Source organism: Robinsoniella peoriensis, assembly GCF_000797495.1.
In the GTDB taxonomy this organism is placed as follows: domain Bacteria; phylum Bacillota; class Clostridia; order Lachnospirales; family Lachnospiraceae; genus Robinsoniella; species Robinsoniella peoriensis.
Window position 1 is genome coordinate 418,611 of sequence record NZ_JTGN01000004.1, and the last position, 16,678, is coordinate 435,288.

14 protein-coding genes are annotated in these 16,678 nt (G+C 41.8%); 7 read left to right on the plus strand and 7 right to left on the minus strand.

Annotated features, from left to right (window positions below):
* Positions 1-192: 192 nt before the first annotated feature.
* Entirely contained in the window at positions 193-402 is a 210-nt protein-coding gene (locus QR40_RS10495; protein ID WP_027292833.1) for a hypothetical protein, read from the plus strand.
* Positions 403-632: 230 nt separating this feature from the next.
* Here the strand turns inward: QR40_RS10495 and QR40_RS10500 are convergent, their stop codons facing one another.
* A complete protein-coding gene (locus QR40_RS10500; protein WP_044294817.1) occupies positions 633-1,736 on the minus strand; it encodes a uroporphyrinogen decarboxylase family protein in 1,104 nt (367 codons plus the stop codon).
* A 125-nt stretch (positions 1,737-1,861) separates the two neighbouring features.
* On the opposite strand from QR40_RS10500, the gene QR40_RS10505 reads away from it, so the two are divergent.
* Entirely contained in the window at positions 1,862-2,665 is an 804-nt protein-coding gene (locus QR40_RS10505) for a helix-turn-helix domain-containing protein (RefSeq protein ID WP_044294818.1), read from the plus strand.
* Positions 2,666-2,730: 65 nt separating this feature from the next.
* Here the strand turns inward: QR40_RS10505 and QR40_RS10510 are convergent, their stop codons facing one another.
* The 6 genes from QR40_RS10510 to QR40_RS10535 all read right to left on the minus strand — a co-directional run bounded on the left by QR40_RS10510 (position 2,731) and on the right by QR40_RS10535 (position 10,176).
* Positions 2,731-3,333, minus strand: coding sequence for a response regulator transcription factor (locus tag QR40_RS10510; protein WP_027292836.1), 603 nt, complete (start codon positions 3,331-3,333; stop codon positions 2,731-2,733).
* Positions 3,311-4,876 (minus strand): sensor histidine kinase, encoded by a 1,566-nt coding sequence (locus QR40_RS10515; protein ID WP_044294820.1) that lies wholly within the window; start codon positions 4,874-4,876, stop codon positions 3,311-3,313. The genes QR40_RS10510 and QR40_RS10515 overlap by 23 nt, the downstream gene beginning before the upstream one ends.
* Positions 4,877-4,946: 70 nt before the next feature.
* On the minus strand, positions 4,947-7,127 hold the full coding sequence (locus tag QR40_RS10520) for an FtsX-like permease family protein (RefSeq protein WP_044294821.1): 2,181 nt from the start codon (positions 7,125-7,127) through the stop codon (positions 4,947-4,949).
* 12 nt (positions 7,128-7,139) lie between these two features.
* Positions 7,140-7,886: an ABC transporter ATP-binding protein gene (locus QR40_RS10525; RefSeq protein WP_044294822.1), complete on the minus strand. Its 747-nt coding sequence runs from the start codon at positions 7,884-7,886 to the stop codon at positions 7,140-7,142.
* 184 nt (positions 7,887-8,070) lie between these two features.
* On the minus strand, positions 8,071-9,249 hold the full coding sequence (locus tag QR40_RS10530) for a levoglucosan dehydrogenase (RefSeq protein WP_044294823.1): 1,179 nt from the start codon (positions 9,247-9,249) through the stop codon (positions 8,071-8,073).
* Positions 9,250-9,261: 12 nt separating this feature from the next.
* Positions 9,262-10,176 carry a sugar phosphate isomerase/epimerase family protein gene (locus QR40_RS10535; RefSeq protein ID WP_027292840.1) on the minus strand — a complete coding sequence of 305 codons (915 nt, stop codon included), beginning with the start codon at positions 10,174-10,176 and terminating at the stop codon, positions 9,262-9,264.
* A gap of 408 nt (positions 10,177-10,584) precedes the next feature.
* Here QR40_RS10535 and QR40_RS10540 point away from each other — a divergent pair, with 408 nt between their 5' ends.
* From QR40_RS10540 to QR40_RS10560, 5 genes are all read left to right on the plus strand, one after another.
* Positions 10,585-11,400, plus strand: a complete 816-nt coding sequence (locus tag QR40_RS10540) for a sugar phosphate isomerase/epimerase family protein (protein ID WP_027292841.1) — start codon at positions 10,585-10,587, stop codon at positions 11,398-11,400.
* A gap of 29 nt (positions 11,401-11,429) precedes the next feature.
* A complete protein-coding gene (locus QR40_RS10545) occupies positions 11,430-12,590 on the plus strand; it encodes a substrate-binding domain-containing protein (protein ID WP_044294824.1) in 1,161 nt (386 codons plus the stop codon).
* Positions 12,591-12,707: 117 nt separating this feature from the next.
* Positions 12,708-14,213: a sugar ABC transporter ATP-binding protein gene (locus tag QR40_RS10550; protein WP_044294826.1), complete on the plus strand. Its 1,506-nt coding sequence runs from the start codon at positions 12,708-12,710 to the stop codon at positions 14,211-14,213.
* On the plus strand, positions 14,191-15,156 hold the full coding sequence (locus QR40_RS10555; protein ID WP_027292844.1) for an ABC transporter permease: 966 nt from the start codon (positions 14,191-14,193) through the stop codon (positions 15,154-15,156). The genes QR40_RS10550 and QR40_RS10555 overlap by 23 nt, the downstream gene beginning before the upstream one ends.
* Positions 15,157-15,213: 57 nt before the next feature.
* On the plus strand, positions 15,214-16,389 hold the full coding sequence (locus QR40_RS10560; RefSeq protein ID WP_027292845.1) for a Gfo/Idh/MocA family protein: 1,176 nt from the start codon (positions 15,214-15,216) through the stop codon (positions 16,387-16,389).
* Positions 16,390-16,678: the final 289 nt, after the last annotated feature.

The following is a 16,678-nucleotide window of genomic DNA, read 5'->3' on the forward strand; positions in this document are numbered from 1 at the left end:
TGCAGCGAGAGAAAAAATTACCCAGAAGATAGGAAATTTAGGAGATTTTGTAGAATTAGATATTTTGAACCGAGAATAATAAAAAAGGCAATAAATTTGTATGAGTTTTCAGTAAAAATACTAGACAAAATCCTCATTTGGAACTAATATATTCATATAGAATAAATAAGTGAATTTGAGGAGGATAATACTATGGCAAGAGGACAAAGAAAATCAATTGATGATCAAATCGAAGTATTGGATGGACAGATTGAAAAAGCGCAGGCGAAACTGGATGAACTTTTGAGTAAAAGAGAAGAACTGGAAGGCAAGAAGAGAGAAGAAGCGCTGGGTTATCTCTATGATATGATCCAGGAAAGCGGAAAATCCATCGAAGATATTATGATGATGATTACGGATTAGTACTACATTGCATCTTATAATTAGGTTTGTCTGAGTAAGGGACGCTTTGTAGATAGAGATGGTGCCCGGAAAACTTTAAGTAACGTTTCAAGTAAGGTTAAGCAGTGCTTCATACAGGCACTGCTTTATTTGTGTAAAAAAGTGACACAAGTGACAGAGCCGCAGACAATGGAGAAATTTCTTCTTGAGTCTGAGGCTCTTTCTTTAACCGGTATGGATTAGAAATAGCCTTATTTATAATACCCATAATCATGTGCAGCCTGGTACATGGCAATGATATTCTCTACGGGTGTATTATCCTGGATAGCATGTGTGGGGGCAAAATGATATCCTCTGCATTCCATCATAATATCCAGGGTTTCTTTGCAGACGTTTGTTACATCTTCACAGGACCCATAAGCAAGGGGGCCGGCGGTGGAGATACATCCTCTGAAATTAAGCCTGCCTCCAAAATGTTCCTTTAAATATTGGGGAGACATATTTACGGCTTCGGGCTGCAGGGTATCCACTCCTTTGATTCCGATTTCTACAAAATCTTCATATACCCAGCTTGATGATCCGCAGGTATGAATCAGGGAGGGGATGTGGTAGGAGTCAGCCAGGTCCGCAAATTGCCTGTGGATTGGTTTTAATACTTTCCGGTAAAGTTCCAGGCTGATCATAGGGCCGATCTGTGTTCCCAGATCTTCACCCATCCAGAGAAAGTCAATCTGCCCCTTACATGCATGGAGCAGACGGTCTAACATTTTTAACTGAAAATCAGCACGTCGGCGGATCAGTGACATGGCAGCTTCGTCTTGGTCCAGCAGATGGCAGAGGATATCTTCTACGCCCATAATGCGGCCGTTAGAATTAATGATATCCGGCATACCGGCATGTCCTGTGAACAGTGCAAATTGATTACCGTAAGATTTTGCCAGCTCACATGCCGCCTCATAATCAAAACAATCCGGATCCGGTACCGGAAAATTCTCAAAAGCTTCATCACAGGCATCTTTTAATGGAAAATCACAGAAATCCCAATATCCGCCGGTGTCATGTTCCACCCAGCGCATGATGCTGCCTTCCAGTTGGTCGACCCTTCTGTTGGCTGGGACAGAGAATAATTCGGGTCCGGTATAGGGTGCCTGGATGGGACGGTAGTCTACACCTAATATCTGGAGAAGGGTTTCGTCATCGCATCCGTCAATGCCCAGAGCCTTTTTTAATCTTTCATGAACTGCAGGGTTTGCATCGTATCCGATGGTAACCCGGTCTGTTTTTTCATATTGAAAAGTGCGTTTTACTCTTTCCTTAGCGGTCATGGATTCTTTTCCTTTTTGAATTTTATACATAAGCACACTCCTTTATATTTCTTTTTATGAAATTATGATATAATAGAATCGAATCAGTTACAATGCAGTAAAAGACCAAAAAATAAAAGAAATGACTCATATATATAAAACATGGGAGGTTAGAAATGAAGCTGAAAATGAATGTAATTAATCTATATCAGTGTGACAGCGGGTTTGAAACATCACGCAGGGTATTTGATTACCATTATATGCTCTATGTTCACAGAGGAAAAGGGCGGTATGTCATAGGAAATAAAACCTGTCCTGCAATTATGGGGGACTTATTTTATGTGCCCCCGGGTGTGGGAAATACAATTTTAGCGGATGTGGAAGATCCCTTTTTATTATCCGGTATCGAATTTGTATTGCAGGATCAATCGCCGGAAAACAGAATGGCACTGGCAGGACTTTATCATAAGACGAATATTCTGAAAAATAGTTTTTTAGTGGAAACGATTCAGCAAATGGTAAAGGAGTATCACATCGGGCGTATGTATTCCAGCCAGATTTGCAGCAGCCTGTTAGGATCTCTGGTTATGAAACTGCTTCAGTCACAGGTTATGGGAGGTCAGGAGCAGGATCAGATGAAGGGCCAGATCCTGGATTATATTGTGGAACATATGCAGGAGGGTATCACTCATCAGGAATTATCTGCTGTTTTCGCCTGCCATAAAAGCACGATTAACCGGATATTAACTGCCTCCACCGGAATGAGCCTTAAAAATTATCTGATTGATCTGCGCCTGAAAAAGGCCGGGGAACTGTTAAAATACAGTAATAAATCCATGAGTGAAATTGCAGAGCTCTGCGGGTACCAGAGCAGTATATTTTTCTCGCGGCAGTTTAAGCAGAAAATGGGGGTAACACCTTTGCATTTTCGCAATTGCAGTGGTAATACACCTGTGGGAATAATAACAGATACCAAGTAAAAAGCAGTAATAATTGAGAAAGCGTCAGAGATCGGGCAAATCCCAATATCTGACGCATTCTGGTTTCATACAGGAGGAATATATCCGTGCTGCAGCCCCTTTGCAATTGCCTCCACAGAAGAGGAGACCTGTAATTTATCAAATATATGCTGCAAATGATTGGAAACGGTACGTTCACTTATAAAAAGATGGTATGCTATCTCTTTTCGTTTCAAGCCTTCTGCCATCAGTTGAAGCACCTCTTTTTCGCTGTCGGTCAATTCCTCGATATAAGAATCTGTATTTGGAAAATAAGTATTTCCCAAAGTAATGATCTGGAGTATACGCAGCAGTTCATCCGGAGAAACCGTTTTGCTGATAAATCCTTTTGCACCTAATTTACGTGCTTCTCTCCGGTAAACAGGCAGATCATACCCGGAGAGCATCACCAGTTTCTGCTGTGGAAATTCTTTTAAAATGCGCCTGGAAAGTGACAGTCCGTCTTCACTGCTGAGATGGTTCAGATTGATATCCATAAGGATGATATCCGGATTCAGCCGTATAATATCATCCCGGATATGTCTGGTATCCCGGATAGATGAAAAGGACTCTATGCCATCCTGGCCTTCTAAGGCGATTTCAAGGCTTTTGGCAAACAGGATATGGTCATCGACTAACAAAACTTTCATAAGAATGTTCTCCTTTCATAGGCATGGTTATATGAACCGATATCCCCCGGGGAGTGTTATCCTGAATCTTCATTTCACCGCACAAGGAAAGTGTCTGTTCCTGAATGGAGGAGATCCCTTTGTGATCGGATGTGGGAGAAAGCAAAATGGTATCTGCGCAGGAAGTGCCGTTGTCACTGACACACAGATGAATAGTTCCTTTGTCCTGGGACAATGTAACCCACATATAGTTTCCTTTGGAATGCTTATATACATTGGTGGCAAGTTCTTTTATAAATCGGTATATGATCAGGTGATAGGGTTCGACCAAAAATAAATCGTCCGGGCATGTAAAGGTGGTGATAATGGTACGGTAAGGAAATGACCTGCCCGTTTCTTCGATCAGGTTCTGATAATTTTCCTTCAAAGTCAATGACTTTACGAGCGCCGGATGATAGTCCTGCATTTGTTTCCGGATATTTCCGTTTAGATCATCCAGAGTACTTAAAATGAGCTTCTGCACTTTTGGATCACCGGATTTACTCATCAGATTCTTAAGGGATAAGACATCCTGCAGCACCTCATCATGAAGGTAGTTGGAGAAATCAGCTTTTAACTGTTCTTCCCGCCGAATCTGTTCCAGTACTTTATTGTAGGAACCGGGATGGAGAAAGGAAAACTTCTGTATACGGAAATTCTGCTCCAGCATAATATTACACAAAAATACCAGCCAGATGAACAGATTAATGATAAGAAAATATCCCCGGAAGCTGAATTTCAATAAATAGGAAATGAGTATAACGGCTAAAGCAAAAAACAGGAACATAATCCATGCCTGTTTTTTATGAAATACAGATGATAAAGGAGTACTTTTCGACTTTTTAAACGATATGGCATGAATGTTAAAAAAGAACAGAAGTACAATCAGGTAAACACCAAAATTCTCAAGATGCCCCGGCACCTTAGCCGTGAGGATGCAGTATAATGCAAAACTTCCAAAGATCAGGAAAAACGAGGTAAGTATAGATTTACGCTCATTTTTCCAGACAAAACCCATCCGCTTGTGATGCTTGATCAGGATCAGGAAAAAACAAAAAACAGTGATGAGAAATTGAATTCCGAACATAAATGCAAATACCCGGGGAGAGATAAAAAGCCCGATAATGGATCCAATACAGGTAAAAAACATCAGTATTCCGGTAAAACGTTTATATTGATATCCGGTATCCTGAAAAAAGAATACCAGAGTAAATCTGGCTGAAGCGCAGAGAATAACAGGACCCAAAGCGGTCAGTGCCACAGCGCCTGCCCGGGAAGGGTCCAGTGTAAACACAATGTACCAGCAATTTAAAGCAAGCAATCCACAGAACAGATTCAGCATCTTGTTATTTTTAAGGTTGCAGGTAACAATATAGGAGATATCAAGCAGTATCAGCGTTGAAATAAGATATGGAACTAAGCTTGTGGACTCGGATAATCGGCCCGGCCCGGTAATGTTTGCGATATATAACATGGTAATCAGGTGATTTGCTAAAAACAGCAATTTGATTTTTCTAGGTTTCATTCTTTATATCTCCATTTTTATATTCAGACACGCTCCAGAGCAGATTAAAACAGTATCAAACGAAACAATTTTAATTAGGACTTTGGGGAGCATGATGCACAGAACTGCTGAAAATAATCTTATAGCACGTTCTTTTGGTAATCATATAGTAAATCATGTATATGGCGGCAGTCACTCCTACGGAGACTGCAACAGGTAAATATTGAATCAGTGTATCTCCCAATAAATTCTGCATCAATCCCCGCTTATAAACAAGCAGAGCAAATAAACTGTCTGTTAATCCAATTATAAAAGGGATGCTAAAAAAAGTGAACACCTGATTTCTGATTATTATCTTAATTTTTTTGCTGCTGTAGCCCATTTTCTTTAAAATATCCAAGTCTTCTCTGGAATCAGTTATGGCTGAGACGTTATTAAAGTACAAAATGCTTCCTGTAGCGATGAAAAATAAAACCACCAGAAATCCGATCAGAAGAAAAGTTGAGCTGTTCAGGGTAAGTAATTCTTGAATCCGATGGGAATTACCCTGAAGATAAGGGCTGTTATCTGTGATTTTTTCCATGGCTGTATAGATAGACTCATTATTTTTTAATCCCGGACCATTTAGACTTAACACGGTAGTCCTGGAATATGTCATCTTAACAAGCCGGTTATAAGCTTCATCGCTGATAATCAAAGTGCCGATACTGTTGGCAAAAGAAATGGGATTGGCCAGGGTAGTACTTTTCACTTTTAGATTCAGGGGGCCTTTATCGGTGAGCAGCGGATATACGCAGCCGGTTTCATCAGAGCCATCTGCATTGGGTTCGTATTTCACCAGGATGCACTGGGTTTCTGTAAGAGGAAGTAAACCTTCCAGAGAATCTGATCTGCCCTGGGCAGTCATTAACTGCTCATAAGAGGATGCAGAAATACATTCAAATCCGGGCACTCTTGTGAGTTTTTCGTTATTTGCATCTCCTTTTGCACTGCCAATCTGATATTCTATGGGAAGTACGTTGGCGTCGGAGGTTACTTTTATAATGTCTGTAAGTGTAAGTGTAACGCCGGAAGAATCCATATTGTCCAGAAGGGAGTGATTTGATTCAAGGGAGTTATTTGTCATAAGGGAGTGATTTGATTCAAGGGAGTTATTTGTCACAAGGGAGTGATTTGATTCAAGGGAGTAATTTGTCGCAAGGGTCTGATTTGATTCGAGGGACTGACTTTCCGCAAGGATGTGTTTGACTGCCGGGATCTGCTCCGCATTTTCCACCCGGAATTCAATCTCGGAAGGTGCAATGCGGGAAACTGCTGCAATGGGATAGTATAATGTAAGTGCCATCACTCCCGTAATGGTCAGGGTAGCGGCGGAAAAAAGAGTCAGCATTATGATGGTTCTGGCATTACTTCGAATACGGTAAATAAAATTCGGGATAGTAATAATGCGCACTTCCGTATAAAAGCGTTTGCTGCCCCTGGTAAGAGACATAAAGCAGGGCAGGAAAGAATTGATAAAAAATACGGTTCCGAATGTTACAAGCAAGAGGGTCAGCATACCGATTGGAGTGAATCCGGCAGTAATCCACAGGGATTCTTTTCCCTGTAAAATATTTAATGCTAAAAAGTATCCGGATAAAATCATCAAAAGTCCCAAAATGGCAGGAACGATCCGGGTTTTCATATTCTTTTCTGCATGTTTCTCCAGGCGTATCAGGTTCAAAAGTGAAGTCTGCCGGATTACTTTTCCATTTGAAAGAAACATTGCAGAAATAACGGCGAGGACAAATATAGCTGTCTGGACTATAGCCCCAGGGTTAAAAAGTATCATTTTTTCATCTGATAAAGACAGATTCAAAAGTGCAGTAATAAAGGCAACGACACCTTTGTGCAAGAATCCGCCGGCCAGAACGCCGATGATCAGTGAAGCCGTACAAATAAAAAAGTTCTCCAGGGCTAACAGGCGCATGATAGCTGATTTTCGGTATCCCAGCAATGCATAGATGCCAAGCTCTCTGGTCCTTCGACGCAGAAAAAATCCATTAGAGTAAGTCATGTAGAAGACAACAAATGCCATAAGAAAAACAGAAACCGTACGGCACATCATTTCCACTCTTCCATCAGAAGAGATTTTTTCCAGCATTACGTCATTCATAGAAAAAGAGGTAAAAGCAAAAAAGATCGTTATTACTAAGGATGCTGATATCAGATATAGTGTGTAAAAGGAAAAGTTCTTTTTCAGATTTTTTATAGCTATCAAAATAATATTCATAAGGTTCTCCTGTCATGCATGATTTATCCGGGTGGTTTCTTCCATGATGGTTCCATAGAAGTCATTTCGGCTGATGCCATGATTCCAAAGTGTTTTCAGTATGCAGCCATCTTTAAAAAAGAGGATTCGTTTTGCATAACTTGCAGCAAATGCATCGTGGGTTACCATTAAGATCGTGGTTCCCAGATCTTTGTTTGCTTCGTACAGAGTATCCAGAAGCTCTGCTGCGGAACCGGAGTCTAAGGCACCGGTGGGTTCATCGGCAAATAATATGCTGGGATTTTTGATAACAGCCCTGGCGGCTGCGGCACGCTGCCTCTGCCCGCCAGAAAGCTCACCTGGATATTTGTCAAGCTGGGAAGCAATGCCAAACCGTTTGGCAAGCCTGAGGACATTGCTTTCGATTTCCCGAGGGGACATTTTCTTCAGGGTCAGCGGAACTGCTATATTTTCCCTGATCGTGAGACTGTCCAATAAAAAGTATTCCTGAAAAATAAAGCCTAAATGATCCCGGCGGAAATCAGCGGATTCCCGGTCTGATAAACTGTTTAACAGAATACCATTGATGATGATCTCTCCGCTTGTAGGATTGTCTATTGTGGATAATACGTTTAATAAAGTGGTTTTTCCAGATCCGGACGCTCCCATAATACCGATAAATTCGCCGGATTCAGCCTGGAATGAAATATGGTCCAGCCCCGGACGCTGGTTTTTCTGGTATATCTTCGTAACTTCATTTGCAGATAACAAAATACTCATAATAAAATCTCCTTTTAGAATTGGTATATGAGACAGTATAGAAAAGGGAGAGGAGGATTGCATGAGTAATTTGCGCAGGGTTATGAAAATATAATGCAGATGAGACCGTATGAAGCGCGGGTGTCTTTGACTGAAATATAAGAATTAAGCCAGGGTACTGCTTAAAAAACAGTACCCTGGCTATTTAATTTTCCGCTACCTCTTTTACCTTCGTCCATACCCTTGTCTTAGCTGATTCTAATATGGCGTCTGAGATCAGCTCAATGGCGTAGCCATCCCGGAAATTAGGGCTGACTTCCTGGTCCTGCATGATGGCTTTGCAAAAATCATAACATTCTATAATTTTTGTTTCCGTATAACCAATGCCAAGTGCCGGAATTGGCCACAATCCTTCGCCATAGGGATGGCAGGGGCCCGTGTAAACAGTGCGGAAACCACGTCTGTCATCCCCGTCCTTAGCAAAGCATACCTGAAGTTCGTCTCTCCGTTCATAATTAAAGCAGATAGATCCTTCAGAGCCGTGTATTTCAAATGTAATATAATTATTCCTACCCCAGGCATTTCTGGTGGCTTCGATCGTACCAAATGCACCATTGGCACACTCAGCCATAAAACAGCATTGGTCATCTACATCTACTGACTGACGGATACTGTCTGCACCTCCTTTTGTATTGCCGAGGCTGTCAGACATACCGGATTGTACCGGTCGTTCAGGAATGTAGGTAGCAGTCCTGGCATTCACACTGGTAAATTCTCCAACGAGATACCGGAGCATATCTACAACATGGGTTCCGATATCACCTAAGGCACCGCTGCCACAGATGTCTTTTTGAAAGCGCCAGGAAAGAGGTGAATCCGGATCAGCTGACCAGTCCTGCAGGTAGGTGCCACGGAAATCTAAAATTTTACCAATTGCTCCTTCCTCAATATATTTTTTAGCCAGCTGTACCGCAGGAGTTCTTCGATAATTAAATGCGACCATGGTTTTTACGTGATTATTTTTCGCTGCAAGATACATTTCTTTAGCCTGGCTGGTGGTCAGTGACAGGGGTTTTTCACAGAGAATATGTTTTCCGGATCGGGCAGCGGCGATTGCGATTTCAGCATGCACATTGTTGGGTGTGCAGATATCCACCACATCAATATCCGGGTCATTGATGATATCGTGCCAGTCAGTAGTATAGGATGCAAATGCAAATTTTTCTGCTGCGTCACGGGCAGCAGCTTCATTGATGTCTGCTATCGTTTTTTTGAAAGGGATAGCAGGTGCAGGCCAGAAGAACATAGGCATTCCGGCATAAGCTACAGAGTGGGCTTTTGCCATAAAGCCTGCTCCGATTAATCCGATATTTAAAGTTTTCATAGATCGTCCTCCTTAAATGATGAACTGACGCATATAGCGGTAACTAAGTTTCAGGGAATCGATGATTTTTTCCTTTGATCCTTCAAATGCTTTGTCTTCAATTTCGATGCAGGAACAGCCGTCATATCCTATGTCGGTCAGAGCAGATACATATTTACCCCAGTCCACATCCCCAAGCCCGGGAAGCTTTGGTGACATATATTCAAGAGGGTATGCCATAATACCTGTATCCTTTAATTTCTCCGGATAGATTTTAATGTCTTTATAATGTACATGAAAAATTTTCTCCCGGAATTCATAAAGCGGTCTCAGATAATCAATACCCTGCCAGATAAAGTGTGAGGGATCGTAATTAAGTCCAAAATGTCTGCTGGGTATCAGAGAAAATACTTTCCGCCAGATTGCAGGAGTAGTCATGAGATTCTGTCCGCCCGGCCATTCATCAGGACCAAAAAGCATGGGGCAGTTCTCAATAGCTATTTTCACGTCGTGTTTTTCAGCCAGCTCTATAATTGGCTTCCAAACCTTCTGAAATTCAGTAAGATTTTCTTCTATAGTCTTTGTCTGCATTCTTCCGATAAAAGTTGTAATCATAGGTACGCCGAGTCTGGGTGCGGCACAAATCATATTTTTTAAATGTTTAATATAGCAGTTTCTTTTTTCTGGATTTTCCGTAAGCATATTGGGATAATAAGCCAGGGCGGAGATTTCTATGTTTTTTTCGGTACAGTAAGCTTTGATTTCCTGGATTTTTCTTTCGTTCAGATTTTCGATATCAATATGGGTTACGCCGGCGTAGCGCCTGGATGCTTTTTCCACAGGCCAGCAGGCAACTTCCAGGCATTCATAACCAATGGAAACAGCAGTGTCTACCACTTCTTTAAAATCTTCCTGATCTAATATAGCAGTTACAAATCCTAATTTCATAGCAGTAATCCTTTCTTTTAAATGGGAGTATTCATTGAGATTCCACGAAGAGAATCTTGTGATTAGTGACCATACAAAAAAAATATTTGCGCAAATTTTACTACAAATCCATCATAAACCGAAATACCTCTCTTTGTCAATGATAAAAACCAGTTAATCATAGAAAAAATAGATGGTTCAGAAAAATAAGAGAAAAGGAATAACAGGGGAGATAATAAAAATACACAAAAATAAAGGTGGGATTCCCCTATTTTCGATACTTTATTTGAGGAAAATATACAAAGTGATGATTTAGTAAGAGAAAAAAGAGAAATAATATTGACAATGCACAAAAGATAAGTTAATATAAAACCACAAAACAAATTTGCGCAAATAAATAAAAATTTAGCGAAAAAGGAGAGGTTTATTATGAAACTAGGATACATGACAAATGCTTTTGGTCCATTGACAGGTGATGGAGGCGGCGTTACCAGCATGAAAGATGTAGGTTACGTGACAATGTGTGATGATGAAGATGCGATTTCTAAAATTGCAGCCAGAGGATACCAATACATAGAAATATTTGAGGGCAATATACGCGCTTACAAAGATAATCCCGGTAAGTTCCTGGATATCTGCAGGAAATATGGTGTATCTGTTTTAGGCGTGTATGCAGGATGCCATTTTATTTATGAAGACGCGCTGGAAGACGAATTGTATAAATTAAAAGAGGTAACTTCCATTGCTAGTCAGCTGGGAGCCAGGCATATCGTACTGGGAGGCGGATCTATACACGGTTCGGGCATCAAGGAAGAAGATTATCCCAGATTGGCAAAAGGGATTGATCAGGCTGCTGAAATTATTTCAGAATACGGTTTAATCCCCAGCTATCATCCGCATTTGGGCTCACTGGCGGAAAAACCGGATCAGATCCATAAATTATTTTCCTTAACGGATATTTCTTTCTGCCCGGATATTGCGCACTTGGCAGCAGGCGGGTCTGATGCCCTTCAAATGATAAAGCAGTATTATGACAGAATTAAATATGTACATCTTAAAGATTTGAATTCAGCCGGTGAGTTTGTACCATTAGGAAAAGGACGCATCAATCTGGAAGAAATTATTTCCTATTTAAAGGATAAGGGGTATGAGGGCGACTGGCTCGTAGAGATTGACGGGTATTCCGGAGATCCCTGTGAAGCTTGTGAAACATCTTATGAATATTTAAAAGGAAAGCTACTGTAATCACAGAAAGTACGAGGTGGAAAGATAAGATGAAGAAGAAAATATTAAGTGTATTATTATCCGCAGTTATGGTTTGTTCTTTGGCAGCCTGCAGCACCACAACCGATACAGTGACAACAACAGAGGGAAATAATGAAACAGCCGCAGGAACTTCTATACAGTCAGAGGATAATGAAACGGCCGCAGCCGGAGAAATCCTTTCCACGGGCCCTAACGGAGAGAGTGCTACTCCAGCCAGCGAATTGACGCTGACGGAGGAAGAAATTGCAAAAGTGAAGGAAGGCAAATATACAGCTGCCATTTCTTTCCACTATGGTGGAAATGACTGGTCTACTTCACAGCTTAAAGGTTTGACGGAGCGGTTTGCAGAGCTTGGTATTGAAATCGTTGCTACAACAGATGCTAATTTCTCCGCAGAACAACAGGTGGCTGATATTGAAACCATTATGGCAAAAAGCCCGGATGTTCTCGTAAGTATTCCAACAGATGCCACAGCGACTGCGGATGCTTTCCAGCGTGTTGCCGATGCCGGTACGAAACTGGTATTTATGGATAATGTGCCGAAAGGTTTTAAGGCAGGCGAAAATTATGTGGGAAGTGTTTCGGCAGATAACTACGGAAATGGAGTAATAGCAGCAGATTTAATCGGAGAGGCATTAAATGGCGAAGGAAAAATTGGTGTTGTCTATTATGATGTGGATTTTTTTGTGACAAATCAGAGGCTGGAAGCATTTGAGAAAACCATGAAAGATAAATATCCCAATATAGAGATTGTATCCAAAATGGGATTCCAGGATGAAAATGGCTGTGATGCGGTAGCGGATGCCATGCTGACACAGAATCCGGATATACAGGCTATTTTTGCTCATTGGGATATCCCTTGTGAAGGTGTGCTGTCGGCATTGCGTGCAGCAGGCAGGGATGATATTCTCCTGGCTACCATTGATCTGGGAAATAATGTGGCAAAAGAGATAGCAGCAGGCAAAATTTTAGGTCTTGGTGCACAGCTTCCATATGATCAGGGTGTGGCGGAAGCTAATATGGCGGCTTATGCATTACTGGGTAAAGAAGTGCCTGCTTATGTGGCGGTTCCGGCAAAAAGAGTAGATCATTCTAATATACTTCAGGCATATGAAGATGTATATCATGTACCTGCACCGGATTTTTTAAAGGATGCATACAAGGAATAGTTATTTCGGCGGCTATAGCGGGAATGAATTTTTAAATACGCTATAAGCCGCTTTGACAGAAACAGTTAATTTTCACAGGACGCATGAAAGGTGCCTGTGATATACATGGAGGTCAATATGAGTCAATATGTATTAGAACTAAAAGGGATAAAAAAGTCCTTTGGAGCCGTATCGGTCCTAAAGGGGGTGGACTTCTCTCTTACAAAAGGAGAGGTACATGCTCTGGTGGGAGGGAATGGTGCCGGTAAATCTACGCTGATGAAGATTATGACAGGCGTCTACACCAGGGACGATGGGGAGATCTATATAGATGACAGACAGGTAATGATTCACAGCACCCATGATGCGAAGGATAACGGGATTGCCATGATTTTTCAGGAACTGTCACTGGTGCAGACAATGACAGTGGCGGAAAATATATTTCTGGGAGAGGAAGTAACCAGACATGGCATCCGGGATACCGCCTATATGAATAAAAAAGCCAAGGAAGTTCTGGATGAGCTGGGGATTGCTGCAGATCCTGATGTTCCGGTCAATAAACTCAGCGTGGGGATGAGCCAGATGATTGAAATTGCCAAAGCAGTTTCCAAGCAGGCACGTATACTGGTTTTGGATGAACCAACAGCAGCGCTTTCTGATTCTGAGACGGCAGAATTATTCAAGATGATAGGGGATTTGAAAGAAAAAGGGGTATCCATGGTATATATTTCCCATCGAATGAATGAGATTATGCAGATAGCCGATTCCATTACCATATTAAGGGACGGTGTCATTGTGCATAACGATGCAGTCTGTAATCTGACCCTGGATGATATTATTGCACACATGATCGGCGGGGCAGGTGTGAATAAAAAGTTCGATTGGATAGAGCGCAAATATGATAAAAAGGGTGCGGATATTCTTACGGTTCAGCATCTGAATATTAACAGTAAGCTTCAGGATATTTCCTTCTCCCTTAAAAAAGGTGAAATTCTGGGTTTTGCCGGACTTATGGGAAGCGGAAGGACTGAAATTCTGGAAACTTTGTTTGGCGTCAGAAAAAAAGAAAGCGGTACGGTTTTGTTAAATGGAAAGGTAATCGAAGTGAAGAGTACCAGGGATGCTGTTAAAGCGGGGTTTGCCCTGATCCCGGAAGACAGGCGGAAACAGGGGCTGGTGCTGATTCATTCTGTTAAGGAAAATGCTATTTTGCCCATCGTAACGAAACTGAGAAAGAAGAAGATTCTGGTTGATGAAAAAGCAGCAGACGAAATGGTTGCAAAGAACATTGAGCAGCTGAATATTATCACGGATGGTATACAGAAGAGAATTAATCTGCTGTCCGGTGGAAATCAGCAAAAAGTTGTAATTGCCAAATGGCTGAATATGAATCCTCAGATCATGATGCTGGATGAACCCACAGCCGGTGTGGATATTGGAGCGAAGACGGAAATTATTGAACTGATCCGTAATTTTGCTGATGAGGGTAAGGGAGTAATTTTCGTGTCCTCGGAATTGACAGAGCTGATGGCGGTCTGTGACCGTATTATAATCCTGTATGATGGAAGGATTACGGGAGAAATAGAACGTAAAGAGATAAAAGCAGAGGAGGAGTTACAGTATGCAATCCAAAAAGGGGAATAGACTTGGGAATTTGCAGTGGGATAAGTATATGGTTTACATTATCTTTGTTGCCGTATTTATTGTATTCAGCGTAACGCTGGGAAATAAAGGGTTTTTAGGTGCGAATAACCTATTGAACGTCTTAAGGCAGACGGCAATGATATCCGTAATGGCAGTTGCCTGTACCTTTGTTATGGCTGCGGGACAGATTGATTTGACGGTTGGAGCAGTTGCGGCAATGACAGCAATGATCGTGTCATTGATCCTGAAGAGTACCAACTCCATTTTACTCGCTTTGGCAGCCGGACTTGGATTTGGATGCCTGGTAGGTCTGGTAAACGGTATATTAATCACAAAACTTCGTCTGCCGGCATTTTTGGCGACGATGGGTATGATGCAGGTAGTAAGGGGAAGCGCAATGTGGATAACGGATACGGCGGCAGTTCCCATTGAAAATACAGGATTTAATTTTATCTTTGGAGTGGGAAATATCGCCGGCATTCCGGTTTTGATTTTATGGACGGTTTTATTTTACATAATCGGCATTCTGATATTTAACAAAACAGCATTTGGACGCCATACACTTGCGACAGGCGGTAATGAAGTTTCGGCAGGGTACAGTGGAATTAATACCGTAAAAGTGAAGATCACCGCTTTTATTATGTCAGGTGCATTTGCAGCATTTGCGGGAATCATGTATGCAGCGCGTCTACAGGCAGGCCGTTATTCTTATGGAGACGGGGACGAGATGTCTGTCATAGCTGCAGTAGTACTGGGCGGAACCTCTATGTCAGGCGGCACAGGATCCGTAATCGGTGCATTATTTGGATCTATTTTAATGGGACTTATTAACAACGCATTGATTCTGGCTGGACTTAGCAGCGCACAGCAGACAATTGTCAAAGGGGCAATCATTGTTGTTGCGGTTGCACTCAGTAATCTGGCGCAGAAGAAAAAGAACTGACAATGATAAGGATAAAAATTGAGCGTTCAAACACATTGAACAGAGAGGAAAATGACAATGAAAAAATTAAATGTAGGTTTAATCGGAGCAGGATTTATGGGAAAAGCACACGTAGTGGGGTATTCAAATTTGCCAAAACTATTTTGGCCGGCACCGGCAATGCCTGTTATGAAAACAATTTGTGATATTGAACCGGAAATTGCTGCGGATGCAAAAGAAAGATTTGGTTTTGAAAAATGGTGTTCCGATTACCGGGAAATTATTCAGGATCCGGAAATAGATGTTGTAAGTATCTGTACGCCAAACAATGCCCATGCAGAAATCGCCATTGCTGCTCTGAAGGCAGGGAAACATGTGATCTGTGAAAAGCCTATTGCTTCTACTTTGGAAGATGCAGAAAAAATGGCAAATGCAGCAGAAGAAGCGGCGAAACAGGGGATTATCAGCATGAATGCGTATCAGTACCGCCGGGTGCCTGCACTTGTACTTGCGAAAAAGTTCATCGATGAGGGTTCTCTTGGCAGGATATTGAATGTACGATGTACTTATCTGCAAAGCTGGTCTGCGGATCCTTCCTCACCGTTGTCCTGGAGATTTCAGAAAAAAGTGGCCGGAGCAGGTACTCTGGGAGATATTGCATCCCATGTAATCGATATCGCGCAGTATCTGGCAGGAGATATTGATGAAGTAGTGTCTATGATGCAGACTTATATTACTGAAAGGCCGGTACAGGAAGGGGGGACGGACCTTCTGGGAACAGTCAAGATGGATTCCAATGCAAAGAAAGAGGCGGTGGATGTAGATGATGAAGACTCATTTCTGGTTCGTTTCAAGAGCGGTGCAGTGGGAAGCATTGAAGCCACCAGAAATGCATGGGGAAGGAACAATTTTATTACTGTGGAACTTCATGGAACACTTGGCAGCGTATGTTTTAATTATGAGAGGCTTAATGAACTGCAGGTTTGCTGGGCAAACGATCCCGATGACAGGCGTGGATTTAAAACTATTTATACGGGTCCCGCGCATTTTTATGGAGATGCAACCTGGAATATTCCGGGCATGAATATCGGCTATGGAGAGCTGAAGGCGATTGAAATGTTTGACTTTGTAAGTGCTATTGTAAACGGAGAGCAGCCTTCTACCAGATTTTCCGTGGGATATGGAGTTGAGAAAGTTTGTGCAGCGGTAGCAAAATCTGCGGGCAGCAGGCAGTGGGAGAAGGTGCAGGAATAAGCGCTGAAATAAGGGCAGGATTATGAATAAGTAATGGAATAATTATTTAATGCCGGAGGATTTAATGATAGAGAAGGCGGGATAGGTTATGTATGGGTGTGTGTACATGATCTATTTCGTTTTTCGCGTTTTCTGATGACATATGCGCCACTACAGGCGAAAAGTTTATAAGGGATCAACTATTCATATTATATTTGTGTTTAACTAAGTAAAAACGTTTTGTGTTTTGGGAGCGTATGGTAATGAACAAGTGCAGAATGTTCCTTGTTCTTTGAGCAGATCAAGGCTT